This is a genomic window from Lentzea aerocolonigenes (genome assembly GCF_000974445.1).
Taxonomy (GTDB): Bacteria; Actinomycetota; Actinomycetes; order Mycobacteriales; family Pseudonocardiaceae; genus Lentzea; species Lentzea aerocolonigenes.
In genome coordinates this window covers 295,979-318,851 of sequence record NZ_BBOJ01000007.1, presented here as the reverse complement: position 1 = coordinate 318,851, position 22,873 = coordinate 295,979, and the positions used below count along the sequence as shown (strand labels likewise).

The 22,873-nt window shown below is 69.4% G+C and carries 23 protein-coding genes; 14 read left to right on the top strand and 9 right to left on the bottom strand.

The window, feature by feature from the left end:
• Positions 1–15 precede the first annotated feature (15 nt).
• Together AOM45_RS16020 and AOM45_RS16015 are read left to right on the top strand one after the other, a co-directional pair.
• A complete protein-coding gene (locus AOM45_RS16020) occupies positions 16–450 on the top strand; it encodes a helix-turn-helix transcriptional regulator (RefSeq protein ID WP_201779982.1) in 435 nt (144 codons plus the stop codon).
• Between the two features lie 10 nt (positions 451–460).
• Complete coding sequence (locus AOM45_RS16015) at positions 461–883, top strand: VOC family protein (protein WP_030470583.1); 423 nt, start codon at positions 461–463, stop codon at positions 881–883.
• Here AOM45_RS16015 and AOM45_RS16010 read toward each other — a convergent pair.
• Together AOM45_RS16010 and AOM45_RS16005 are read right to left on the bottom strand one after the other, a co-directional pair.
• Complete coding sequence (locus AOM45_RS16010; RefSeq protein ID WP_030470584.1) at positions 870–1,622, bottom strand: MBL fold metallo-hydrolase; 753 nt, start codon at positions 1,620–1,622, stop codon at positions 870–872. The genes AOM45_RS16015 and AOM45_RS16010 overlap by 14 nt on opposite strands.
• A 14-nt stretch (positions 1,623–1,636) precedes the next feature.
• Positions 1,637–2,767 (bottom strand): ABC transporter substrate-binding protein, encoded by a 1,131-nt coding sequence (locus AOM45_RS16005; protein WP_236703648.1) that lies wholly within the window; start codon positions 2,765–2,767, stop codon positions 1,637–1,639.
• A gap of 246 nt (positions 2,768–3,013) precedes the next feature.
• Here AOM45_RS16005 and AOM45_RS16000 point away from each other — a divergent pair, with 246 nt between their 5' ends.
• From AOM45_RS16000 to AOM45_RS15990, 3 genes are all read left to right on the top strand, one after another.
• Entirely contained in the window at positions 3,014–4,279 is a 1,266-nt protein-coding gene (locus AOM45_RS16000; RefSeq protein ID WP_030470586.1) for a sensor histidine kinase, read from the top strand.
• Positions 4,276–4,923: a response regulator gene (locus tag AOM45_RS15995; RefSeq protein WP_174517909.1), complete on the top strand. Its 648-nt coding sequence runs from the start codon at positions 4,276–4,278 to the stop codon at positions 4,921–4,923. Before AOM45_RS16000 ends, AOM45_RS15995 begins: the two co-directional genes overlap by 4 nt.
• Before the next feature lie 106 nt (positions 4,924–5,029).
• Positions 5,030–5,575: a hypothetical protein gene (locus AOM45_RS15990; RefSeq protein ID WP_035912047.1), complete on the top strand. Its 546-nt coding sequence runs from the start codon at positions 5,030–5,032 to the stop codon at positions 5,573–5,575.
• On the opposite strand, the gene AOM45_RS15985 is transcribed toward AOM45_RS15990, so the two are convergent.
• The 3 genes from AOM45_RS15985 to AOM45_RS15975 form a co-directional block, all read right to left on the bottom strand.
• Positions 5,525–6,373 carry an alpha/beta fold hydrolase gene (locus AOM45_RS15985; RefSeq protein WP_051784206.1) on the bottom strand — a complete coding sequence of 283 codons (849 nt, stop codon included), beginning with the start codon at positions 6,371–6,373 and terminating at the stop codon, positions 5,525–5,527. The two genes, AOM45_RS15990 and AOM45_RS15985, sit on opposite strands and share 51 nt — an antisense overlap.
• Before the next feature lie 150 nt (positions 6,374–6,523).
• Positions 6,524–7,090: a GNAT family N-acetyltransferase gene (locus AOM45_RS15980; RefSeq protein ID WP_030470590.1), complete on the bottom strand. Its 567-nt coding sequence runs from the start codon at positions 7,088–7,090 to the stop codon at positions 6,524–6,526.
• Positions 7,091–7,489: 399 nt separating this feature from the next.
• Positions 7,490–8,428: an RNA polymerase subunit sigma-70 gene (locus AOM45_RS15975; protein ID WP_030470591.1), complete on the bottom strand. Its 939-nt coding sequence runs from the start codon at positions 8,426–8,428 to the stop codon at positions 7,490–7,492.
• Positions 8,429–8,504: 76 nt separating this feature from the next.
• On the opposite strand from AOM45_RS15975, the gene AOM45_RS15970 reads away from it, so the two are divergent.
• Genes AOM45_RS15970 through AOM45_RS15960 form a run of 3 tightly spaced genes read left to right on the top strand, consistent with a single transcriptional unit; the run spans position 8,505 to position 11,943 of the window.
• A complete protein-coding gene (locus AOM45_RS15970; protein WP_030470592.1) occupies positions 8,505–9,080 on the top strand; it encodes a TetR/AcrR family transcriptional regulator in 576 nt (191 codons plus the stop codon).
• Between the two features lie 11 nt (positions 9,081–9,091).
• Positions 9,092–11,329, top strand: a complete 2,238-nt coding sequence (locus AOM45_RS15965; protein ID WP_030470593.1) for a molybdopterin-dependent oxidoreductase — start codon at positions 9,092–9,094, stop codon at positions 11,327–11,329.
• A 29-nt stretch (positions 11,330–11,358) separates the two neighbouring features.
• A complete protein-coding gene (locus AOM45_RS15960; protein WP_030470594.1) occupies positions 11,359–11,943 on the top strand; it encodes a maleylpyruvate isomerase family mycothiol-dependent enzyme in 585 nt (194 codons plus the stop codon).
• Here the strand turns inward: AOM45_RS15960 and AOM45_RS15955 are convergent.
• On the bottom strand, positions 11,895–12,392 hold the full coding sequence (locus tag AOM45_RS15955; protein ID WP_236703645.1) for a MarR family winged helix-turn-helix transcriptional regulator: 498 nt from the start codon (positions 12,390–12,392) through the stop codon (positions 11,895–11,897). The genes AOM45_RS15960 and AOM45_RS15955 overlap by 49 nt on opposite strands.
• A 55-nt stretch (positions 12,393–12,447) precedes the next feature.
• Here AOM45_RS15955 and AOM45_RS15950 point away from each other — a divergent pair, with 55 nt between their 5' ends.
• From AOM45_RS15950 to AOM45_RS15940, 3 genes are all read left to right on the top strand, one after another.
• The gene (locus tag AOM45_RS15950; RefSeq protein ID WP_030470596.1) at positions 12,448–14,424 is read left to right on the top strand and encodes an MMPL family transporter; all 1,977 of its coding nucleotides are present in this window, start codon (positions 12,448–12,450) and stop codon (positions 14,422–14,424) included.
• Between the two features lie 15 nt (positions 14,425–14,439).
• Complete coding sequence (locus AOM45_RS15945) at positions 14,440–15,543, top strand: winged helix DNA-binding domain-containing protein (protein WP_030470597.1); 1,104 nt, start codon at positions 14,440–14,442, stop codon at positions 15,541–15,543.
• A gap of 69 nt (positions 15,544–15,612) precedes the next feature.
• Complete coding sequence (locus AOM45_RS15940; RefSeq protein WP_081902450.1) at positions 15,613–16,569, top strand: zinc metalloprotease; 957 nt, start codon at positions 15,613–15,615, stop codon at positions 16,567–16,569.
• A 49-nt stretch (positions 16,570–16,618) separates the two neighbouring features.
• Here the strand turns inward: AOM45_RS15940 and AOM45_RS15935 are convergent, their stop codons facing one another.
• The 3 genes from AOM45_RS15935 to AOM45_RS15930 are packed head-to-tail and all read right to left on the bottom strand — an operon-like array spanning position 16,619 to position 18,931.
• Positions 16,619–18,109: a tetratricopeptide repeat protein gene (locus tag AOM45_RS15935; RefSeq protein ID WP_030470599.1), complete on the bottom strand. Its 1,491-nt coding sequence runs from the start codon at positions 18,107–18,109 to the stop codon at positions 16,619–16,621.
• Between the two features lie 60 nt (positions 18,110–18,169).
• The gene (locus tag AOM45_RS50890; protein WP_156094138.1) at positions 18,170–18,325 is read right to left on the bottom strand and encodes a hypothetical protein; all 156 of its coding nucleotides are present in this window, start codon (positions 18,323–18,325) and stop codon (positions 18,170–18,172) included.
• A gap of 15 nt (positions 18,326–18,340) precedes the next feature.
• Entirely contained in the window at positions 18,341–18,931 is a 591-nt protein-coding gene (locus tag AOM45_RS15930) for a nucleoside/nucleotide kinase family protein (RefSeq protein WP_030470600.1), read from the bottom strand.
• Positions 18,932–19,202: 271 nt separating this feature from the next.
• Between AOM45_RS15930 and kdpF the strand changes: the two genes are divergently transcribed.
• The 3 genes from kdpF to kdpB are packed head-to-tail and all read left to right on the top strand — an operon-like array spanning position 19,203 to position 22,872.
• Positions 19,203–19,304, top strand: coding sequence for a K(+)-transporting ATPase subunit F (kdpF, locus tag AOM45_RS15925; protein WP_030470601.1), 102 nt, complete (start codon positions 19,203–19,205; stop codon positions 19,302–19,304).
• Positions 19,304–20,926, top strand: a complete 1,623-nt coding sequence (gene kdpA, locus AOM45_RS15920; protein ID WP_030470602.1) for a potassium-transporting ATPase subunit KdpA — start codon at positions 19,304–19,306, stop codon at positions 20,924–20,926. Before kdpF ends, kdpA begins: the two co-directional genes overlap by 1 nt.
• On the top strand, positions 20,923–22,872 hold the full coding sequence (gene kdpB, locus AOM45_RS15915; RefSeq protein WP_051784207.1) for a potassium-transporting ATPase subunit KdpB: 1,950 nt from the start codon (positions 20,923–20,925) through the stop codon (positions 22,870–22,872). Before kdpA ends, kdpB begins: the two co-directional genes overlap by 4 nt.
• Position 22,873: the final 1 nt, after the last annotated feature.

Below are 22,873 nucleotides of genomic sequence, written 5' to 3'. Positions count from 1 at the left end.
CTTAGGCTGTTCGACGTGACCGCCCCAGACCCGCGCCTGCAGGAGCTCGTGCTGCTCCGCAAGGTCCGCGACAGGATCGACCGCGAGTACCGCGAGCCTCTCGACGTCGCGGCACTGGCGCGCGGCGTCCACCTGTCCGCCGGACACCTGTCGAGGGCGTTCCGCGCGGCGTTCGGCGAGTCGCCGTACAGCTACCTCATGACCCGGCGCATCGAGCGCGCGATGACGTTGCTGCGCCGCGGCGACCTGTCCGTCACCGAGGTCTGCTTCGAGGTCGGCTGCACGTCGCTCGGCACGTTCAGCACGCGGTTCTCCGAGCTCGTCGGCATGTCACCGAGCCAGTACCGCAAAGTCGCCTCCGAGGACGGCCAGGGCATCCCGAACTGCCTCGCCAAAGCCGTGATGCGTCCGATCAGGAATAAAGAAGCGGCGGCGGGTCCGTCCGATTAGGTTGATCGCCATGTCAGTCATCATCGCCTCGGCGTTCCTGCCGGCAGACGACCCCGAGAAGTCCCTCGGCTTCTTCCGCGACGCGCTCGGCTTCGAGGTCCGCCAGGACGTGGGCCAGGGCAAGATGCGCTGGATCACCGTCGGCCCGCCCGCCCAGCCCGAGACCGGAATCGTGCTGCACCCGCCCGCCGCCGACCCCGGCGTGAGCGACGAGGAACGCCGCACGATCGCAGTCCTCATGGCGAAGGGCGTCTACACGGCCCTTTCTCTCGCCTCGGACGACCTCCAGGGCACGTTCGACCGTGCGAAGGCGTGGGTGGAGAAGGAAGGCGTCGGCGAGGTGCTGCAGGAGCCGGAGGACCAGCCGTGGGGAGTGCGGGACTGCTCGTTCCGCGACCCGGCCGGCAACCTGGTCCGCATCAACCAACGCTGAACGTGACGCCCGGCGCGGCGTGCTCGATCGGCCCCGGGTAACGGGCCGAGGCACGGGTGACCGCTTCCTGCGGGGTCAGGAAGCGGCCCACGTGCGTGATGATCAACCGTCCCGCGCCGGCCGCCGTCGCGGTCTCGCCCGCGTCCTCCGGCGTGTGATGAGCCGTGTCGGACGTCTTCACGGCACTCTCCGACTCGCACAGCAGCACGTCGGTGCCGCTCGCCAGCTCCGTGAGGTTCCGGCACGGCGCGGTGTCGCCGGAGTAGGTCAGCGACGCGCCCGCGGCCTCGATCCGCACCCCGAACGCGGGGATGCCGTGCTCGACGGCCGCCGTCGTCAGCCGCAGGGAGCCGACCGCCGTTTCGTGACCGTGGTGCAGCTCGGTGATCTCGAACGCGTCCTCGACAGGGCTGCGTCGCGGGCCGTTGGTGAGGAACGCCGCGAGGCGGTCGGCGATGCCGGGCGGGCCGTACAACGGGATCCGGTCGCGCTCGACGTCCGCGAAGAGCAGGGCGTAGTAGGCGGTGAGCAGGTCGGCGCTGTGGTCCGCGTGCAGGTGCGAGATCCAGATCGCGTCGAGGTCCTCCAGCCGGGTGTGGCGCTGGAGCGGGCCCAGCGTGCCGGTGCCCGCGTCCATCCACAAGCGAGTGTCGCCGTGCGACACGAGATAGCCGGAACAGGGGTTGTCCGTGCTCGGGTACGGGGTCGCGCACCCGAGCACCGTGAGATCGAGGCCCATCGGTCAACCGTAGGTCAACGCGCGCGGGTTCCCTTGAGCTTCACCAGTTCCGACTCCCTGAGGTTCTCCTCGACCTTCAGCGTGCCGGGCACGTTCGCGTCCGGCCGGCTCATGTACGACTGGGTCGCGGACGGCCTGCCCACCAACGAGAACCGCAGCTCGCCGGTGAGGCTCTTGGTGTTGAGCGAGTTGGTGTCGTGGAACGCGCGCAGCACGCCGTCGCGGCTCAGGTCCTTCTTGGCGCACGCCTTCTCCAGCACGGCCACGAACGCCATCGCGACGGTGTAGCCGTGCACGGTGTTCAGCGTGCCTTCCTCGCCGGGAAAGCGCTGGTGGTAGCTGTCGCGCAGCTCGCGGACGCCCTGCGCGTCCGCGCTCCACGGCGCGACCGGCGAGGTGAGCAGGACCTGCTTCGCGAACACCGGGGCGACCGGGGACTGCATGATCGCCGGGTCGTAGCTGACGGCGCTGGACAGGATCGGCACGGTCCAGCCGAGCTGGGCGGCGATGCCCACCGCGGCGGCGGTCTGCGGCGGAGTCAGGCTCAGGACCAGGACCTTGGCGTTGGCGGCCTTCAGTGCGGTGATCTGGTCGAGGAGGTTCGCCGTCGTCTCGGTGACCGCCTGCTCGGAGATCTTCAGGCCCCAGTTCTCCGCGGCGAACCGGCTGCCCTCCAGGGCGTTGTCGCCGAAGCTGCCGCGCAGGTGGACGTGACCGATGGTGTCACCGGCCGCCAGGGCGCCCTTGCGCTTGTAGAAGTCGAGCCCGTTGATGATGTCGAGGTCGTAGGTGGTACCGACGATCATCATGTGCGGGTTGCCGAGCAGGGAGGCCGCCCACGACACCGGCACGGTCAGCGCGCGGGTCTGCATCAGGTCGGGCTCGATGGCCGCGGTCATCGGCTGACCGACCACGTCGATGAAACCCAGCACCTGGGGTTCGAGCTCGAAATAGCCGTCGAGGGCCTTCTGGACGTCGTAGGCGTGGTCCTTCTGTTTCAGCTCGACCCGGCGGCCGCACACTCCGCCGCGTTTGTTGACATCGTCCAGATAGAGCTCGTAGCCGCGGATGCGAAAAACCGTGGTTCCTTTGAACGGGCCAGTCATGTCTGTCAACACGCCGAGCGAGATCGATTCAGCAGTCACGCCAGGACCTGTGCGAACAGGTTCCGTCAACTGGTCATCCGAGCCGCATGCGGTGAGCGCGCCGGCCAGCAGGGCGGTGGACAAGAATAAGTGACGAATGGACATTCCACGCCTTGTCGCAGGGGAGGTTACTCGCGGGTAGCGCGAGTATTGGGTAACTGGTCGCGGCCAGTCCAATTTTGTGGCCGGAAACACCCCGCGGGGTGAACAGCTTCGGTTACCGATGGAAAAGGTGCTCCGGGTAGCGTGACCGGAGTGGAAGAGCCCGTGTGGAACGAATGGCGGCGGCCAGGCCCGACGCCCGCGCAACGGCGGCGCGACATCGGCATCGCGGTGATCGTGCTGCTGTGCGCGGTCGAGGTCACCACCCTGGTCAACAGCATGGGCGCCTACGTCTTCAAGGACCCGCCCGGTCTGCTCGCGCAACTGGCGTGGGTGCTCGCGTTGTCCGTGCCTCTGGTCGTGCGGCGCCGCTACCCGCTGGCCGTCATGCTCGTGGTGTCCGCGTTGTTCATCGCCGCGCAGGTGAACAAGGCCGGCGACACGCTGGTGCCGTCGGCGATCCTCTTCCTCGCGATCTTCACGGTCGGCGCGTGGGAGCAGAACCGCCTCGTCGCCCGCTGGTCCCGCATCGGCGTCATCGTCGCGATGTTCCTGTGGCTGGGTTTCAGCCTCGTGCGGGCGCTGCTCGGTCCCAAGGGCAACTTCGAGAACGCCGCCGGGCCGCTCGACCCCGTGCTCGCCTCCGTCCTCTACGGACTGGAGTTCAACATCTTCTTCTTCCTCTTCGCCTACGTGGTGGGGGAGATGGCGTGGTCGGGCGCCCGGCGCCGGGCGCAGCTCGAGTTCCAGGCAGAGGAGCTGCGGCGGTCGCAGGAGCGCAACACCGCCGGTGCCATCGCGGCCGAACGCCTGCGCATCGCCCGCGACCTGCACGACGTGGTGGCGCACCACGTGTCCGTGATGGGCATCCAGGCCGGTGCCGCGCGCCGGGTCCTGGACTCCGATCCCGCGATGGCGCGCGACGCGTTGCAGACCGTGGAGCAGACCGCGCGGACCGCGATCAACGAACTGCGCGGCCTCCTCGGCGTGCTGCGCGCGGACGCCCAGGAGGAACTGCGGGCGGCGCCCGGTCTCGACGATCTGCCGGAACTCTTCGAGAACGCGCGCGCTGCGGGCCTGGAGGTCTCGCACGGCGTGTACGGCTCCCCGAGAGAGGTGCCGTCCGGTGTCGCGTTGTCCGCGTATCGAGTCGTGCAGGAGGCACTGACGAACGTGGTCAAACACGCAGACGCGCAACACGTGGACGTACGGATGCGTTTCCTGGACAGCGCGCTCGAACTGGAGATCACCGACGACGGCCGTGGACCGTCATCGTCCACCGACGCAGGTTTCGGACTGGTCGGGATGCGCGAACGTCTGGCCGTGCATGGCGGTTCGCTGGAAGCAGGACCACGGCGTGATGCGGGGTATCTGGTCCGTGCATCACTGCCTACGGAGGAGAAGGCGTGAGTTTGCGAGTCGTGCTGGCCGACGACCAAGACCTGGTCCGCGCCGGCTTCCGGGTCATCCTCGGCACGGAGCCGGGCATCGAGGTGGTCGGCGAAGCGGGTGACGGCGCCGACGCGGTGGAACTGGTGGCGCGGCTGCGGCCCGACGTCGTGCTGATGGACGTGCAGATGCCGCGCATGGACGGCCTCGAAGCCACCCGGCGCATCCTCGCCGCCGGTGACGGCACTCGGGTGGTCATCCTGACGACGTTCGACCGCGAGGACTACCTGTTCGAGGCGTTGCAGGCGGGCGCGAGCGGGTTCCTGCTGAAGAACGCGTCGCCGGAGGACCTGGTCGAGTCCGTGCGGGTCGTGGCGCGCGGCGACGCGTTGCTGTCGCCCGAGGTGACGCGGCGGGTGATCGCGCGGTTCAGCACCGGTGCCCGTGAGCGCACCAGGCCGCCGGAGCTGACCGACCGCGAGTTCGAGGTGCTGGTGGAGCTCGCAAAGGGCGCGTCGAACGCGGAGATCGCGGCGTCGTTGTACCTGGGGGAGACGACGGTGAAGACGCACGTGTCACGGGTGCTGGCCAAGCTGGGGCTGCGGGACCGCACGCACGCGGTGGTGTTCGCGTACGAGCGAGGGATCGTCACGCCGGGCGGGTGAGGCGTACGCAAACTGACGTACGCGAGATCAGAACGTGAGCGGATGATGCACGCCCTCGTGGTCGCGAGAGTAAGACGCGACACCACGAGAGAAGGAGTGCACCGCGATGACTACCACCCGCAAGCTCAGCGGCCGCGCCCGCAAGGCCGTGCTGCTCGTGCACGTCCTGTCGGCGGCGGCGTGGCTCGGCATCGACCTCGCACTGGGCATCCTCGTCGTGGTCGCACTGTCCACTGAGGACGTCACCACCGCGGGGATCGCGATCCAGGCGGTCGACCTGTTCGCGATCTGGCCCATGTTCGGCGCGAGCCTCGTCTGCATGATCTCGGGCGTGGTGCTCGGCGTCGGCAGCAAGTACGGACTGGTGAAGTACTGGTGGGTCGCCGTCAAGCTCTTCATGAACGTCGGCATGTCGCTGCTGATCGCGTTCGCGCTGCGGCCGGGCGTGGCCGAGGCGGCACGGATCGGGGAGCGCATGCTGGCGGGCGACCCGAGCGCGGTCATCCCGTCTGATCTGCTGCACCCGGTCGTGGTCGCGCCGACGCTGCTGCTGTTCGCCTACGTCCTGTCGGTGTTCAAGCCGTGGGGCCGGATTCGCAAGTCAGCGCAGCCAGTCAAGCGCGAGCGCCGCGACCTCGTCGGGGCGGTCTAGCTGCAGGAAGTGCCCGGCGCCCGCCACGATCTCGACCCTCGACCCCGGGGCGAGACCCGTGGCGGCGCTGTCGTAGTTGTCTGGCGTGATGCACCCGTCCTCGGCACCCGCGAGCACCAGCATCGGGATCGACGCGGGCTTCTCCGAGACCTTCGCGAGCTCCGCCAGCGACGGGTCGTGCAGCGACCGGTCGAAGTTCGCCCGGTACAACTTCAGCGCACTGGCCCGCACCCCGGGATCCGCGTACAGCTCCCTCACGTGCTCCGGCACCTCGAGCCCCGGCGACCACGTGCGCCACAGGTAACCGATCAGCTCGTCGTTGAACAAGTCTTCGGCGACACCGGGCACCTGGAACAGGAACAGGTAGAAGAACCGTTGCTGCTGCGCGGGATCGTCGAAGATCGTGCCCAACGCGGCCGGCGGCGGCACGGACATCGTGACGACCCGACGAACCCGCTCCGGCCACACCGCCGCGAGCCGCCCGGCCACCCCGGCACCGATGTCGTGCCCGATCACGTCCAACGGCTCTTCGGACAGCGCGGCGTTCACCGCGGCGGCATCGGCGGCCAGCGTGAGCCCGTCGCCGAACGGCATCTCGTCCACGGTCGACGGGTGGTGCCCGCGCAGGAACGGCGCGACCACGCGACGGCCCGCGGCGACCAGGCGTTCGGCGAGGGGGCCGAACGACGCCGGGTGGTCGGGAAAACCGTGCCAGCACACGACGATCGGGCCGTCGCCCGCGGTCAGGGCCGGGACGGAGCCGCGGTCGGTGTCGATGACGATCTCGTCGAAGTCCATCAGGTGTTGGCTCGCTTCAGGTGTCGGCTCGCTTGGGTGTCGGTTGGCTTCGGGCGTCGGCTGGCGTCAGGTATCGGCCCGCACCAGCTGTCCGCCCGCACGAGGTGTCGGCCCGCACCAGGCGTCGCCCGTACGAGGTGTCCGCCCGCATCAGAAGTCCACCCGCATCACGAAGCGTCGTTTGGTGGGATGGGTGACCTGCGTGAACCCGGCCTCCTCGAACACCTGCCGCGCCCCGACGTGCATCTCACCCCAGGTGACGTTCTGGCCGGGCGCGGCGATCATCGGGTACGCCTCGACCGCGCGGGCACCGTGCGCACGCGCGTGGCCGACGGTGGCCGCCGCCAGCTCGTAGGTGAGGCCCTGCCGCCGGAAACCCTTGCGCACCACGAAACACGTCACGGCCCACACGCCGTCGTCGTCCTTGTCCTCGGCTCGCCCCTTCCACGGGATGGGCATGTCGAGGAGCTTCGCGTAGTCGCACCGGGGTTCGACCGCGACCCATCCGGCGGGCTGGTCGTCCACGTAGGCCACCAGGCCGCTGCCGCGCGCGGACTGTTCGGTGTGCGCGGCGACCCGTTCGTCCAGCGTCGAGTCGCGCCACATCCAGCCCTTGACCTTGTAGCGCTGGCAGTGGCACTTGCCGGGCTCGGATCCGTCGAAGATCGCCTCGACGTCCTCCCACGGCACCTCGTCCGACGGCACGATCCGGATCACGAGGGCCAGCCTAGAGGCCTCGGGTGAGGTGCACCGGCGTTTCGGTCCGGCCCGACTCGCCCGCCCCCCGCGCTTCCTTCCACTGCGGAACGAACAATTCGCGTTTTCGGTTCCCTGGCTGTCCACAGGTTACCGCGAATCGTGAAGGCGCAGGTCAGCGCATCGCGAGCCTGTGGACAACTCGAGATCTTGCCGCTGCCGGCCCGTCCGAGTCCTCGGCGACGTGCCCGGCTGGACGTGGCGCGACTCGACGCTGGCAGCACGTCGCCGATCTTGAGCATCTTGACGAACACGGAGTCCACCACCGGGTGCCGCGACACCTCGGTCGCGCTGAGGACCTGCTGGCAGCACGCCCGTACCCGGTCGAGGGCGAGGTCACAACGCGGGCCGGATGGATTCCTAGTCGTCCACGGAGATACGGCCCGGCCGTCCGGAACCAATCGGTGCGCCGAACATCGGCAGCAGCTCGTCGACGTTCAGGAACGTCGTGCTGCCCGTGACCAGGCCACCGCGCACGTCGAGGAACACCAGCCCGAACGGGCGGTCCATCCCCGGCCGCATCTGCCAGTACGCGGGCGAGGCGTTGGCCCGCACGGGAACCAGCCACGCGCCGGCGCAGGGGGAGTCCGGGGCGTTCAGCACCGCTGAGATCGGGCCGCGGCCGCGCAGCCACCAGCTGAACGGAGGCATCGACATCGTCGCGTCCTCGTGCAGCAGCGCGACGAGAGTGCGCATGTCGTGGCGGTCGAACGCCTCGCAGTAGCGGCTCAGCAGCGACTTCTGCACGGGGTCGGCGGGGTTCAGGGGCTCGCCGGGGTCGACGGTCCGCAACGTCGCGCGCGCCCGTTGCAGCGCGCTGTTCGCCGACGCGACCGAGATGTCCAGCAGGGTCGCGATCTCGGCCGCCGGCCAGGCCAGCACGTCGCGCAGGAGTAGGACGGCGCGCTGACGGGCCGGCAGGTGCTGCAACGCGGCCACGAACGCCAACCGGATCGTCTCGCGCCGAATCGCCTGGTCCTCGGGCAGCACCAACGCGTCGGGTACGGGCTGCACGAAGACGCGTTCGGACAGGGGCGCGCCGATCTCGCCGCCGGAAGGCCCGAGGTCGATGGCCAACGCGCGCCGCTGGGCGCTGCGCTGCATGTCGATGCAGATGTTCGTGGCGATGCGGTACAGCCAGGTGCGCAGCGACGCGCGCGACGAGTCGTAGCTGTCGTAGGCCTTCCACGCGCGCACGAGCGTTTCCTGCACGGCGTCTTCGGCCTCGAAGCCGGAGCCGAGCATGCGGTAGCAGTAGCCGGTCAGTTCGACTCGGAACGGCTCCAGCGTCTCGATCACGAATCGACCCTACGCGGACCGCCCTCGACCAGCGACTATGGTTTCTGCCATACTCCCGAATCAGGGAGAAGGTGTCATGAGCGATCAGGGCAGGCGCGGCACCAAGCAGCGGATGCTGGACAGCGCCGTGCTGCTGCTGCGGGAACGCGGTGCGGCCGGTGTCACGGTCGACGCGGTGCTGGCGCACAGCGGTGCGCCGCGGGGGTCCGTGTACCACCACTTCCCCGGCGGCCGGAACGAGCTGGTCCTGGGCGCGGTCCGCCAGGCGGGGGACTACATCGCCACGATGGTCCGCGAGTCGGCCGAGGGCGACGCGCGGCAGATGGTGGACCGGCTCGTGGCCTTCTGGAAGCGGGCGCTGACCAAGACCGACTTCCGGGCGGGCTGCCCCGTCGCCGCGATGGCGCTGGACAGCCGCGACCTCGTCCCCGACGCCGGTGACGTGGTGCGGGAGATCTTCGCCCAGTGGCAGGCAGGCCTGGCCCAGGCGTTCGAGGAGAGCGGTTTCGCGGCACCACGCGCGCAGCGGCTCGCGACGCTGGTCGTGTCCGCGATCGAGGGCGCGATCATCCTGTGCCGCGCGCACCGCGACCTGGGCCCGCTGGACGACGTGTTGACCGAGATCGCGCCCCTGCTGGAGCGACGAGACTAGGAGCCTGGCCCATGTGGAAACCCAGCGCCTGCATCCTCTGCGAGTGCAACTGCGGGATCGAGATCCTCGTCGGTGACGACGGCCGGTCGTTCGACAAGATCCGCGGCGACAAGCTCCACCCCGCGTCGGCCGGCTACACCTGCAACAAGGCGCTGCGTCTCGACCTGCACCAGAACGGCGACACCGGCCGGATCACCCGCCCGCTGCGGCGGCGGCCCGACGGCGGCTTCGAGGAGATCGACTGGGACACCGCGATCAGCGAGATCGCGGCACGGCTGGGCGAGGTCCGCGACACCTTCGGCGGGGAAACGATCTTCTACTACGGTGGCGGCGGCCAGGGCAACCACCTCGGTGGCGCCTACTCGCCCGCCACGTTGGCGGCCTTCGGTGCCCGCTACCGCTCGTCCGCGCTCGCGCAGGAGAAGACCGGCGAGTTCTGGGTGAACGCCCGCATGCTCGGCAGCATGACCCGCGCGGACTTCGAGCACTGCGAGGTCGCGCTGTTCGTCGGCAAGAACCCCTACCAGTCGCACGGCTTCCCGCGGGCCCGCTCGGTGCTCAAGGACATCGCCAAGGACCCGGCCCGGTCGATGATCGTGATCGACCCGGTGCGGACCGAGACGGCGGAGCTGGCCGACTTCCACCTCCAGGTCCGGCCGGGTACCGACCTCTACCTGCTCACCGCGCTGGCCGCGGTGCTCGTGCAGGAGGACCTGATCGCCGCGGACTGGCTCGCCGAGCACGCGGACGGCCTCGACGCCGTCACCGCCGTCCTGCGCGAGGTGCCGGTCGCGGACTACTGCGCCGTCGCCGACGTCGAGGAAACGCTGGTGCGGGCCGTCGCCGCCCGGATCGCCGCCGCCGGGTCCGTGGCGGTCTTCGAGGACCTCGGCGTCCAGATGAACCGCGACTCCACGCTCGTCAGCTACGTCGAGAAGCTCGTCTGGCTGCTCACCGGCAACTTCGGCAAGCCGGGAACGCAGTACGTGCCCTCCAGCCTGGTGCCGATCGGCCGGGACCGCGGGTACGCCGACGGCGAGGGCCCGCGCAGCCCGGTCGCGGGCGCGCGGATCATCAGCGGTCTCGTGCCGTGCAACGTGATCGCCGAGGAGATCCTCACCGACCACCCGGCCCGCTACCGGGCGATGCTGGTCGAGAGCGCGAACCCCGCGCACTCGCTGGCCGACTCGGCGCGCATGCGGGAAGCGCTCGCCGCGCTGGAGCTCGTGGTCGTCATCGACGTCGCCATGACCGAGACCGCCCGCCTGGCCGACTACGTGCTGCCCGCGCCGACGCAGTTCGAGAAGTTCGAGGCCACGTTCTTCAACTTCGACTTCCCGCGCAACATCTTCCACCTGCGGCACCCCGTCGTGGCCGCACCGGACGGCGTGCTGGCAGAACCGGAGATCCACGCCCGGCTCGTCGAGGCGTCGGGTGCGCTCACCGAGGACGACTACGCGCCGTTGCGTGCGGCCGCGGCGGCGGGACGCGCCGAGTTCGCCCAGGCGTTCCTCGCGGTGCTCGCGGATCCGGCGAAACGGCGGTTCGCGTCCGTGCTGCTGTACCGCACCCTCGGGCCGACGCTGCCGCACGACGCGTCAGCGGCCGCCGTGCTGTGGATGGCCGCGCACGAGTGCGCCCGCAAGAACCCTGCCGGCGTCGAGAAGGCGGGCTACGGCTCCGGGATCATCGCGGGCGAACGGCTCTTCGAGGCGATCGTCAACGGCCCGCACGGCGTGCACATCACCGACGACGAGTACGACGCGTCGTGGCAGCGCCTTCCCAGGACCCGGATCAACCTGGACGTGCCGGAACTGCTGGCCGCGGTCGCCGCACTGCGGGACAGGCCGGTTCCGGCGCAGGACCTGGACTGGCCGTTCGTGCTGTCGGCGGGAGAGCGGCGCGCGTTCACGGCCAACACGATCATGCGCGATCCCAGCTGGCGGCGGCGCGACCCGGACGGCCGCCTGCGCATGAGCGTCACCGACGCGACGCGGCTGGGGGTCACGACCGGCGACAAGGTCAGGCTCACGACCCGGCGCGGCAGCGCGGAGGTCTCTGTGGACACCACGGACACCATGCGCCCAGGCCACATCTCACTTCCCAACGGCCTCGGGCTCACGGTCGGGGAACGCACGGGCGTCGCGCCGAACGAGCTGACCGCCGCCGAGGACCGCGACGAGTGGGCGGGGACGCCCTGGCACAAGCACGTGCCGGCCAAGCTCGAACCGCTCGGGCCGGACCGATGAGTTTCGCCGCGCCGTTCCGTACGTAGGGCATGACCGAAGACATCATGGCCGCGGTGGCGGCGGAACGGCGTGACCAGGCAGAACTCCTGAGCGGCCTCACCGAGGAGCAGTGGGACGCGCCCAGCCTGTGCGAGGGCTGGACCGTGAAGCACGTCATCGCGCACACCACGCTGCCGTTCCGCAGCTCGGGCGCGCGAGTGCTGCTGGAGATGCTGAAGTCGGGCGGCAGGTTCAACCACGCCTCGAACCGCATGGCCCGCAAGGACGCGGAAAACCTGACCACCGACGAGCTGCTCGGCGCGCTGAAGGCCAACATCGACCACCCCTGGACGCCACCGGGTGGCGGCCTGGCCGGGGCGCTGTCGCACGACGTCATCCACGGCCTGGACATCACGGTCGCGCTCGGCATCGACCGCAGGGTGCCGGCGGAGCGCCTCGGGATCGTCCTCGGCGGCGTGAGTCAGCGTCACGTCAAGTACTTCGGCGCAGACCTCGACGGCAAGCGGCTGGAGGCGACGGACCTCGACTGGACGTTCGGCGAGGGCGAGCCGCTGCGGCGGCCCGCTCAGGAGTTGCTGCTGCTCGTCTGCGGACGCCGTTTGCCGGTGGGCTGACCGATCACCTCGTCGCGCACCCGTGCCGTCGCCTCGGTCGTGGTGCTCAGGAAGCTCGCCACGACCTCGCGGTCGGCGGGGCTGAGCCGTTCCCACGCCTGGGAGTACTCGCGCGCCAGCGGCTGGAAGAACGTCGCGGCGAGCGCCTGCGCGTCGGACAGGACCCGCAGCTCGACGCGGCGGCGGTCTTCGGGGTCGCGTTCGCGGACCACGTGACCGGCTCTGGCCAGCCGGTCCAGCACGGACGTCGTCGCGGAGGCGCTGAGGTTGAGCGCCTTCGCGAGCGCGCCGGGTGTCATGGGGGAGCGGGCCGTCATGATCAGGTTCAGGGCCGTCATGTCGGTGGTGTGCAGCTCGTGCGCCGCGCTGAAGATCTCCAGGAACCGGTTCGACTCCATGACCAACGCGCGCACGAGCATGCTCAGGTCGTAGTCACTTGCCTCGCTCACCGTCTCAGCATACTGTTTCGACCATCGAAACGTTCGACGATCGAAGGAATGTCTGATGCGAGTCCTCGCCGGGGTCCTGCTCGTGGTCTGGCTGGCGCTGGGTGGCTTCACCGGGCCGTACGCGGGCAAGCTGTCGGAGGTGGCGGAGAACGACAGCAGCGCGTTCCTGCCGAACTCCGCCGAGTCCACGCAGGTCGCGGAGCTGCAGAAGAAGTTCCAGCGCACCAACGCGATCCCGGCGATCGTCGTGGTCGAACGGTCCGGCGGACTGACCGACGAGGACAGGAAGTTCCTCGCCGACCGAGGCAAGGGCTTCCAGGCGTCGCCGGTGATCCCCGCGCCCAACGACAAGGACGCCGCCCAGATCGTGGTGCTGCTCGACCCCTCGAAGGAGGTCCGCGACTCGGTGGTGCAGCTGCGCGACGGCGCGCGTGGCGCTCCGGCAGGGCTGACGGTGCTGGTCACCGGGCCTGCCGCGCAGGTCGCCGACCTCGTCGAGGCGTTCGGCGGGATCGACGGGTTGCTGCTGATCGTCGCGGGCGCGGTGGTCGCGTTGATCCTGCTCGTGGTCTACCGCAGTCCGCTGCTGCCGGTCGTCGTGCTCGTGTCGGCGGTGTTCGCGCTCGGACTCGCCAGCTTCGTCGTGTACTTGCTCGCCAAGAACGACGTGCTGGCGCTCAACGGCCAAAGCCAGGGCATTCTCTCGATCCTCGTGTTCGGCGCGGCGACGGACTACGCGTTGTTGCTCGTGTCGAGGTTCCGCGAGGAACTGCGTGACACCGAGGACAAGTACACGGCGATCCGCACGGCCTGGCGCGGCACCATTGAGCCCATCGCGGCATCGGCCGGCACGGTCATCCTCGGCGTGCTGTGCCTGCTGTTCAGCGACCTCGACTCCAACAAGGGGCTCGGGCCCGTCGCGGCCATCGGCATCGGCGCGGCGTTGCTGACCACGATGACGTTCCTGCCCGCGACGCTCGCGCTGATCGGGCGCGGCGCGTTCTGGCCGTTCTCGCCGAAGCTCGGCTCACCGCACCCGGAGACGACCGGGCTCTGGGGACGCGTGGCCGGGCTGGTGCGCCGCAGGCCGCGGGCGATCTGGATCGTCACGGCGCTGGTGCTGCTCGCGGGCGCCGCGTTCCTGCCGCAGCTCAAGGCGTCCGGCACCGCCCAGTCCGACGTGTTCCTGACCGAGGTCGAGTCCGTTGCGGGACAGGAGGTCCTGTCGAGGCACTTCCCCGGCGGCACCGGCTCGCCGACCGTGATCATCGCGCCCGAGGGCAGGACCGCCGAGGTGCTGGCGAAGTCCAAGGTGGACGGCGTGGCCGACGTCAGGCCCAGCGGCACGGCGGACGGCCTGGTCCGGATCGAGGCCACGCTGAAGGACGCGCCGGACTCCGATGCGGCGGTCGCGACGGTCGAGCGCATTCGTGCGGCGGTGCACGGGATCGACGACACCAAGGTCGGCGGGCAGACGGCGACGTTGCTCGACACCAGGACGACGTCCGAGCACGACCGGTTGCTGATCATCCCGATCGTGCTGGTCGTGATCTTCCTGGTGCTGGCGCTGCTGCTGCGGTCGTTGCTCGCGCCGTTGCTGCTGATCGCGACGGTCGTGTTGTCGTTCGCGGCCACGATGGGCGTCTCGGCGCTGGTGTTCAACCACGTCTTCGACTTCCCCGGCTCGGACCCGGTGGTGCCGCTGTTCGGGTTCGTGTTCCTGGTGGCACTGGGTATCGACTACAACATCTTCCTGATGACCAGGGTCCGCGAGGAGACTCAGCGACTCGGCACGGTCGAGGGGACCCTGCGCGGTCTCAGTCTGACCGGTGGTGTGATCACGTCGGCCGGTGTGGTGCTGGCGGCGACGTTCGCCGCGCTCGCCGTGCTGCCGATCCTGTTCCTCACGCAGATCGCGTTCATCGTGGCGTTCGGTGTCCTGCTCGACACGTTGCTGGTGCGGTCGTTGCTCGTCCCGGCGCTGTCGGTGGACATCGGCGGGCGAATCTGGTGGCCGTCGAAGCTGCGGTGAGCCAGGATCGCGGGCATGACCTTCACGGCACGTCAGCTCAACCGCGCCACGCTCGACCGGCAGATGCTGCTGCGGCGTGAACCGGTCGACGTCGTGACCGCCGTGGACAGGATCGTGGCGATCCAGGCGCAGGAGCCGGCGTCACCGTACATCGCGCTGTGGAACCGGATCGAGGGCTTCGACCCCGCGGACCTGGACGAGGCGTTCACGAGCGGGGTGGTCCGCAAGGCGTCGCTGATGCGGCTCACCCTGCACGCCGTCACGGCGGCCGACCGGGAGGTGTTCCACCACGCGATGCTGCCCGCGTTGCGCGCCTCCCGGCTGTACGACAAGCGGTTCAAGGGCATGGACATCACGGTCGAGCAAGCCGACGCGCTGCTGGAGCACCTGCTGGAGTTCGCGCGGACACCCCGCCAGAAGGCGGAGGTCGAGGAACTGCTGCACTCGCACGTCGGCGACGTCGGGCAGCCCGGTGTGTGGTGGGCGCTGCGCACCTACGCCGGGCTCGTGCACGCGCCGACGGGCGGGCCGTGGTCGTTCGGGCTGCGACCGGCCTACCAGTCCGTTGCGACCGAGCCGCGGGAACGGTTGGAGTGCCTGGCCGAACTGCTGCGCCGCTACCTGACGGGGTTCGGGCCCGCGACCGTGCTCGACCTGAACCAGTTCACCATGCTGCCGCGCGGTGCGATCAGGGAGGCGCTGGAGCTGGTCGACGTGGTGCAGACCGGCGAGCACTACGACGTTCCAAATCGGACAATCCCGGACGAAGACACCCCGGCGCCGCCACGGCTGATGGCCATGTGGGACAGCACGTTGCTCGCCTACGCGGACCGCAGCCGGATCATCCCCGAGCAGTACCGCAAAGTAGTCATCCGCAACAACGGCGACACCCTGCCGACGCTGCTCGTCGACGGTCACGTGGCCGGGGTCTGGCGCCCGGCCGAGGACGGAAGCGTTGAGGCAACCGCTTTCCACGCGTTGGGCGACGACGACTGGGCCGGTCTGGCGCAGGAGGCGGCCGAGCTCCGCAAGCTCCTCGGCGACCGCGAACCGCAGGTCTACAAGCGTTACGCACGGTGGTGGAGCGGCCTTCCGGCCTACGACGTTCGTATTCTGTGAAAACGTCAAGATCCACAAAGGACCCATGCGTGAGTCACTATTCCTCCACCCTGCATGGAGGAAAGTTCAATGTTCCAAACGAAAAAGCGCGCCCACTCGGCCCTCGCGGCCGGTCTGCTCGCAGCGGGCGCGATCACCCTGCTCGGCGGCTCTCCGGCCGCGACCGCGTCCGGTGACTCGGTCATGTGCGCGGACGAGCACGCCACGGCCCGTGCGCTGCCCGGCAGCCACGGCCAGGAGCGCAACGAGGTCAGCGACGCCGAGGCGGCTCGGATGAACGCCGACCTGCGCAAGAAGATCGCGGAGAAGGCGCTCAACCGCACCGATCTCTCCGCGGCGGCGGTGGGCGGCACGATCCCGGTCGTGTTCCACGTCGTCACCGGCACGGGCGGGGTCGGAGCGGTTTCCGACGCCACCATCGCCAAGCAGATCGAGGTCCTGAACCAGGGTTTCGCCGGTTCCGAGCTTCCGGGAACGGCCGCCAACACCGGGTTCAAGTTCGTCCTGCAGGAGACCAAGCGCTGGTCGAACAACACCTGGTTCACCGGCGTGGACACCGCGTCGACGGAACGGGCGATGAAGACGGCCACGCGCGTGGGCACGGCCTCGACGCTCAACGTGTGGTCGACCGACACCAGCAACCTCGGGTTCGCGACGTTCCCGAACTGGTACGCCGGTGACCCGAAGATGGACGGCGTGGTCATCAAGTACACGAGCGTTCCGGGCGGTTCGGCGACGAACTTCAACCTGGGCAAGACGCTCACGCACGAGACCGGTCACTGGATGGGCCTCTGGCACACCTTCCAGGGCGGCTGCACCGCGACCAACGACGAGGTCGCCGACACCCCGGCGCAGAAGAGCTCCACCTCGGGGTGCCCGGAAGGCCGCGACTCCTGCCGTCTGGCGGGGCTCGACCCGATCCACAACTACATGGACTACTCGTACGACTCCTGCTACAACCAGTTCACCAACGGCCAGAACAGCCGCATGCAGAGCGCCTGGACGGCGTACCGCAGCGGCAAGTGATCTGACGTGACGACGGGGCACCGCTTTCGGGCGGTGCCCTTTCGCGTTCTCAGATCCGGGCGGCGACCGCACGCGCGCGGTCGAGTTCACGTTGGTAGCGGCCAGGATTGGCGGCGACGAGCGTTTCGTGCAGGGCGATGGACTCCGTGATGGCGGCCTCGGCCTCGGCGCGTTCGGAGCGCAGAAGGCGGATCAGGGCGTGGTCGGTGAGCGCGTCGGCCAGCAGGCCGCCGTACTCGTGAGCGTCGTCCGCGCTCCACTCCCGGTACTCGGCGACCGACCGCAGTGACGCCTCCAGTGCCACGTCGTGGTTGCCCGCGTGTGCGGAAGCCAGGGCGAAGGTGTTGCGCGCCATGGCTTTGCCGTCCGCCGCATGGTAGAGCTCCAGACCTTTCGCCGCAGCCTCACCGGCTTCGGTGAAGGAACTGAGGGCGATCAGGGCGCTGGCCCGGTTCGTCCACGCCCGTGCCAGCTCCGCCTGCCCGTCGGCGCCGTCCACGCGCTCGGTGATGAGAGCGATGGACTCGTCGTTGGCGTCGAGTGCCTCGTCGAACCTGCCCACGTCGTCCAGCCGGCTGCCGAGGCTCGTGAGCGCGATCGCCAGCTTCAGCCACAGTTTCCCCGTCGGCGCAGGGGCTTTCGCGGCGTACTTCCGGTACCACTCGACCGATTCCTGGGCCGCCGTGAGCGCCTCCTCGTCGAGTCCGAGGGCGTGCAGCCGGTTGCCGTGGTTGTTGAGCACGCCGCCGAGGTGGCCGAGGAACTCGAGCTCACCCCGCCGCTCCGCGCGGGTCCTGATCGCGGCGACGCCTTCGGTGTGGCACCTCAGGGCCTCGTCGAGGTTGCCCAGACGCAGGTGAAGAGCGCAGAGCTCGTCGAGCACGGTGTAGAGACTCGCGGCGTCGTCCCAGGCGCGTTCACGCCAGAAGGCCGCGGCTTCCTCCAGCGGGGCGACGGCCTGCTCGTACGACCTGATCCTCATGAGGCGGTGCGCGTACTCCACATGGGCGTGTGCGAGCTGGTAGACCGCCGAGCGGTCCTTCTTGGACGGTGGCCACTCGCGCCGTTCCGCCACCGACTCGCGGGCGATGCGCGCCGCCTCCTCGTGCCGGCCGAGCTTGCCGAGGACGTTGGTCACCCAGTACTTGGCCGTGTGCGCGACCTCGTGCTTGCCGCGCTGCTTCGCGAACTCGTACTCCTCGTGGGCGGCCCGCATCGCCTCCTCGTGGAGCTCCTGCCGCACGAGGTTCCCGCGGATCGCCGTCAGCGCCCGCAGCGTCTGCTCCGGGCGGCCCCGTTGCAGTTCGAGGATCTCCTGGTGCACCCGCAGGGCCAGGTCGTCCCAGCCGCAGTCCTCGAACGTCTCGGCCAGGTAGCCCAGAGCCGTAGGCAAGGAGTCTGGCTGCGGCCACGTCTCACGCGGAGTGCCGCGCAGCTCCTCGACGATCGGGAACTGGATCCGCATGATCCGGTACGGGTCCGGGTAGCAGTCGCGGGCTGTCCGGTGCCACGTATCCTCGCGGCGCACTGGCTCGGTCACGTGCGAGTGGATATCACGCGGTGCGCACCTCGGGGACGGTGTTGACCACACCGTTGCCGACTACCAGTGGCAGGCGGTGTCCGGTTCGCAGCACGGCGCCAGGAACCGGCAGCTCGGGCAGATCCACTTGGAGCCGTTGCCGTAGGGCCGCAGGTCGTCGGACTCGCACTGCGGGCACTGGGGCAGTTGGACGGTCTTCTTCGCCGGCTCGGTCACGCCCGACACCGTACTTCAGTTGTGGTCGATCACCAGGTCGGCACGACGGGCCGGATCGCACCGAGCGAAGTACAGCCGCTGTCCCTCGACGTACCGGCGGTTGCGCGGGTCGTCCGGGTCGGGCGGGCTGCCGTCGCGCAACGCCATGCGCCCCACCGACACCGCGAAGTCGACGGACAGGAACACCGAGAAGTCCCAGTGGTCCACGAGTTCGTCGCGGTGCAGGAAGATCCCGTCCACCAGCAGGAGCGCGGACGGTGGCGCGACCTCGGCCTCGGCGTCCACGTACTCGTCGGTCTCCAGGTCGTGGCTCGCGCGCCGGAACGGTCGCCCGGCCGCGAACGGTCTGAGCAGGTGGTCGGTGAACCGCTCGTAGTCGAAGCTGTCCAGGAAGAACCCCTCCGGCGACGTCCGGCCCCGCTGCCAGCGCCGGGCCCGCGGGTGGTGGAAGTCGTCCACCGACGCGCGCACCACGGCACGGCCCTGCGCCCGCAACACCGCGGCGAGTTCGTCGCAGTACGTCGTCTTGCCCGCGCCGTCCACTCCGTCGACCGCGACCAGTCCCTGGGCGGGGAGCAGCGCGGCGACCTCGTTCAGCACCGTCATCGATCGACGATCTCACACACCGTCACCCGCGCTGGCCCCATCGGATGAGACCCACGTCTCCCCGGCCTCAAGAACGCGTAAACGCCGGGCCTGACGCCGTAAGGACGTTGTCAGGCATCGCCTGGTCAGGGGTTTCCTGATGCACGCTTCCGAGCGTCAACAAGAAGCCTTGTCGTTGAAGGGAGCGGCGTATGGCCGACCTGGCCTACGCGTTGCTGCTGATCGGGTGTTTCGTCGTGCTGGGCCTGACGGTGCGCGGACTGGAGAAGTTGTGAGCGGCACGGGTGTCGTCGCGAACGCCGTCGCGGGCGTGATCGCGCTGCTGCTGATCGTCTACCTGTTCGTCGCGCTCGTCAGGCCGGAGAAGTTCTGATGTCACCTCTCGTGGCCGGCCTGGTTCAGGTCGGCGTTCTCGTCGCGGCCCTCGCGGTCGCGTACCGCCCTCTCGGCGACTACATGGCCCGGGTCTTCACGGCCAGGAGCCACTCGAAGCTGGAACGCGCGATCTACCGGTTCGCGCGGATCGACCCGGACGCCGAGCAGAAGTGGAGCACCTACGCGTTCGGCGTGCTGGGCTTCTCGTTCGCCGGAATCGTGTTCCTGTACGTGATCCAGCGCGTGCAGTCGTTGCTGCCCTTCGACTTCGGCCGCGGTGACGTCGGGCCCGGCATGGCGTTCAACACCGCCGTCAGCTTCGTCACCAACACGAACTGGCAGTCGTACGTGCCGGAAACCGTGATGGGCCACACCGTCCAGATGCTCGGGCTGACCGTGCAGAACTTCGTGTCGGCGGCGGTGGGACTGGCGGTGGCGATCGCGCTGGTCCGCGGGTTCGTCCGCTACCAGACCGACAGGCTCGGCAACTTCTGGGTCGACCTCACCCGCGGCACCGTCCGGATCCTGCTGCCGATCGCGTTCGTCGCGGCCCTCGTGCTGATCGTCATGGGCGTCACGATGTCGCTCAAGTCCGGTGTGGACGTCGACGGCCAGGTCGTCGCGAACGCCCCGGTCGCCAGCCAGGAGGCCATCAAGGAGCTCGGCACCAACGGCGGCGGTGTGCTGAACGCGAACTCGGCGCACCCGTTCGAGAACCCCAACGAGTGGTCGAACCTGTTCGAGATCTTCCTGCTGCTGGTGGTCCCGGTCGCGCTGACCCGCACGTTCGGGCAGCTCGTGGGCGAGCGGAAGCAGGGTTACGTCCTCCTCGGTGTCATGGGAACGATCTGGGCCGCGATGCTGGCGGTGATCTGGGGTGCCGAAGCCGCGGGCCTGAGGCCGTTGGAGGGCAAGGAGCTGCGGTTCGGCATCGCGGGCAGCGCGCTCTTCGCGAACTCCACCACCGGCACGTCGACGGGGGCGGTGAACTCCTGGCACGACAGCTACACCGGGCTCGGCGGCGGCGGAACGTTGCTGAACATGCTGTTCGGCGAGATGACGCCCGGCGGTGTCGGCACGGGCCTCTACAGCATCCTGGTGATGGCGATCATCGCGATGTTCCTGGCGGGCCTGATGGTCGGCCGCACGCCCGAGTACCTGGGCAAGAAGCTGGGGCGCAAGGAGGTGACGGCCGCCGCGGTGTCGATCCTCGCGATGCCGGCGGTGTTGCTGATCGGCGCGGGCATCGCGGCGATCCTGCCGAGCACACCGGGTGCGTTGAACAATCCTGGGGCGCACGGTCTGTCGGAGATCCTCTACGCGTACGCGTCGGCGTCGAACAACAACGGCAGCGCGTTCGGCGGCATCACGGTGACCAGCGACTGGTTCCAGTCGTCACTGGGGCTGTGCATGCTGTTCGGCCGGTTCGTCCCGATCATCGCGGTGCTCGCGCTGGCGGGTTCCCTCGCGGCGCAGAAGAAGGTGCCGGTGACGGCGGGCACGCTGCCCACGACCGGGCCGCTGTTCGCCACCCTGCTGGGCGGCAGCATCGTGCTGGTCGCCGCGCTGACCTTCGTTCCCGCTCTCGCTCTCGGTCCCATCGCGGAGGCACTGCTGTGACCACCAAACCCGGCATCGCCGCCGCCGTTCCGGACGCGGTGCGGAAGCTCCACCCGCGCCACCAGCTCCGCAGCCCGGTCATGTTCGTCGTCTGGGTCGGCTCGGTGCTGGTCACCGTGTTCGCGGCGACAGACCCGAGCGTGTTCACCGTCGCCGTGGCGCTGTGGCTGTGGTTCACCGTGCTCTTCGCGAACCTCGCGGAGGCCGTCGCGGAAGGACGCGGCAAGGCGCAGGCGGACTCGTTGCGCAGGACCAAGAAGGACGCCGTCGCGAGGATGATCAACGGTGACGTCGTCGCGGGCACCGAGCTGAAGGTCGGCGACCTGGTCGTGGTGGAGGCGGGGGAGGTGATCCCCGGTGACGGTGACGTCGTCGAGGGCATCGCGACCGTCGACGAGTCCGCGATCACCGGCGAGTCCGCACCCGTGATCCGCGAGTCCGGAGGTGACCGGTGCGCGGTCACCGGCGGCACGACCGTGCTGTCCGACCGGATCGTCGTGCGGATCACGACCAAGCCGGGTGAGTCCTTCGTGGACCGGATGATCGCGTTGGTCGAAGGCGCGGAACGGCAGAAGACGCCGAACGAGATCGCGCTGACGATCCTGCTGTCCACGTTGACGATCATCTTCGTGCTCGCGGTCGTGGCGTTGCAGCCGTTCGCGATCTACTCCGGCGGCGAGCAGTCGGTCGTCGTGCTGACCGCGCTGCTGGTCTGCCTGATCCCGACCACGATCGGCGCGCTGCTGTCCGCCATCGGCATCGCGGGCATGGACAGGCTGGTGCAGCGCAACGTGCTCGCGACCTCCGGCAAGGCCGTCGAGGCCGCCGGCGACATCGACACGTTGCTGCTCGACAAGACCGGCACGATCACGTGGGGAAACCGGCGCGCGACCGAGTTCATCCCGCTCGGCCCGGCGTCCCACGAGACGCTGGTGGCGGCCGCGCGGCTCGCGAGCCTGGCGGACGACACCCCGGAAGGCCGCAGCATTTTGGAGCTCGCGGGCGGGCAACCCGCGTCCGACCACGAGAAGACCGGCGAGTTCGTGCCGTTCACCGCGCAGACCCGCATGTCCGGCATCGACCTCGACGGCCGCGTCATCCGCAAGGGCGCGGCGTCCGCGTTCCAGCTCAGCGACACGGCCCGCGAGGTCGTGGACGACATCAGCGCGCAGGGCGGCACACCGCTCGTCGTCGCGGAGAACGGCACGGTCCTCGGCGTCATCCGGCTGTCGGACGTCGTGAAGCCCGGCATGAAGGAACGGTTCGCCGAGCTGCGCGCGATGGGCATCCGCACGGTCATGGTCACCGGCGACAACCCGTTGACCGCCAAGGCCATCGCGGAGGAGGCAGGCGTCGACGACTTCCTCGCCGAGGCCAGGCCCGAGGACAAGATGGCCCTGATCCGCCAGGAACAGGAAGGCGGCCGGCTGGTCGCCATGACCGGCGACGGCACGAACGACGCGCCCGCACTGGCCCAGGCGGACGTCGGCGTCGCGATGAACACCGGCACGTCGGCCGCGAAGGAGGCCGGCAACATGGTCGACCTCGACTCGGACCCGACCAAGCTCATCGAGATCGTGGAGATCGGCAAGCAGCTGCTGATCACCCGCGGTGCGCTCACGACGTTCTCCGTGGCGAACGACCTCGCGAAGTACTTCGCGATCCTGCCCGCGATGTTCGCGGCGATCTACCCGGCGCTCGACAAGCTGAACATCATGCACCTCGCGACACCGCGGTCCGCGATCCTGTCGGCGGTGATCTTCAACGCGGTGATCATCGTGGCGCTGATCCCGCTGGCTCTGAAGGGCGTTCGCTACCGGCCGTCCAGCGCCTCGGCGTTGCTGCGGCGCAACCTGCTGATCTACGGCCTCGGCGGCGTCGTGACGCCGTTCGCCGGGATCTGGCTGATCGATCTGCTCGTCCGACTCATCCCGGGGATCGGCTGAC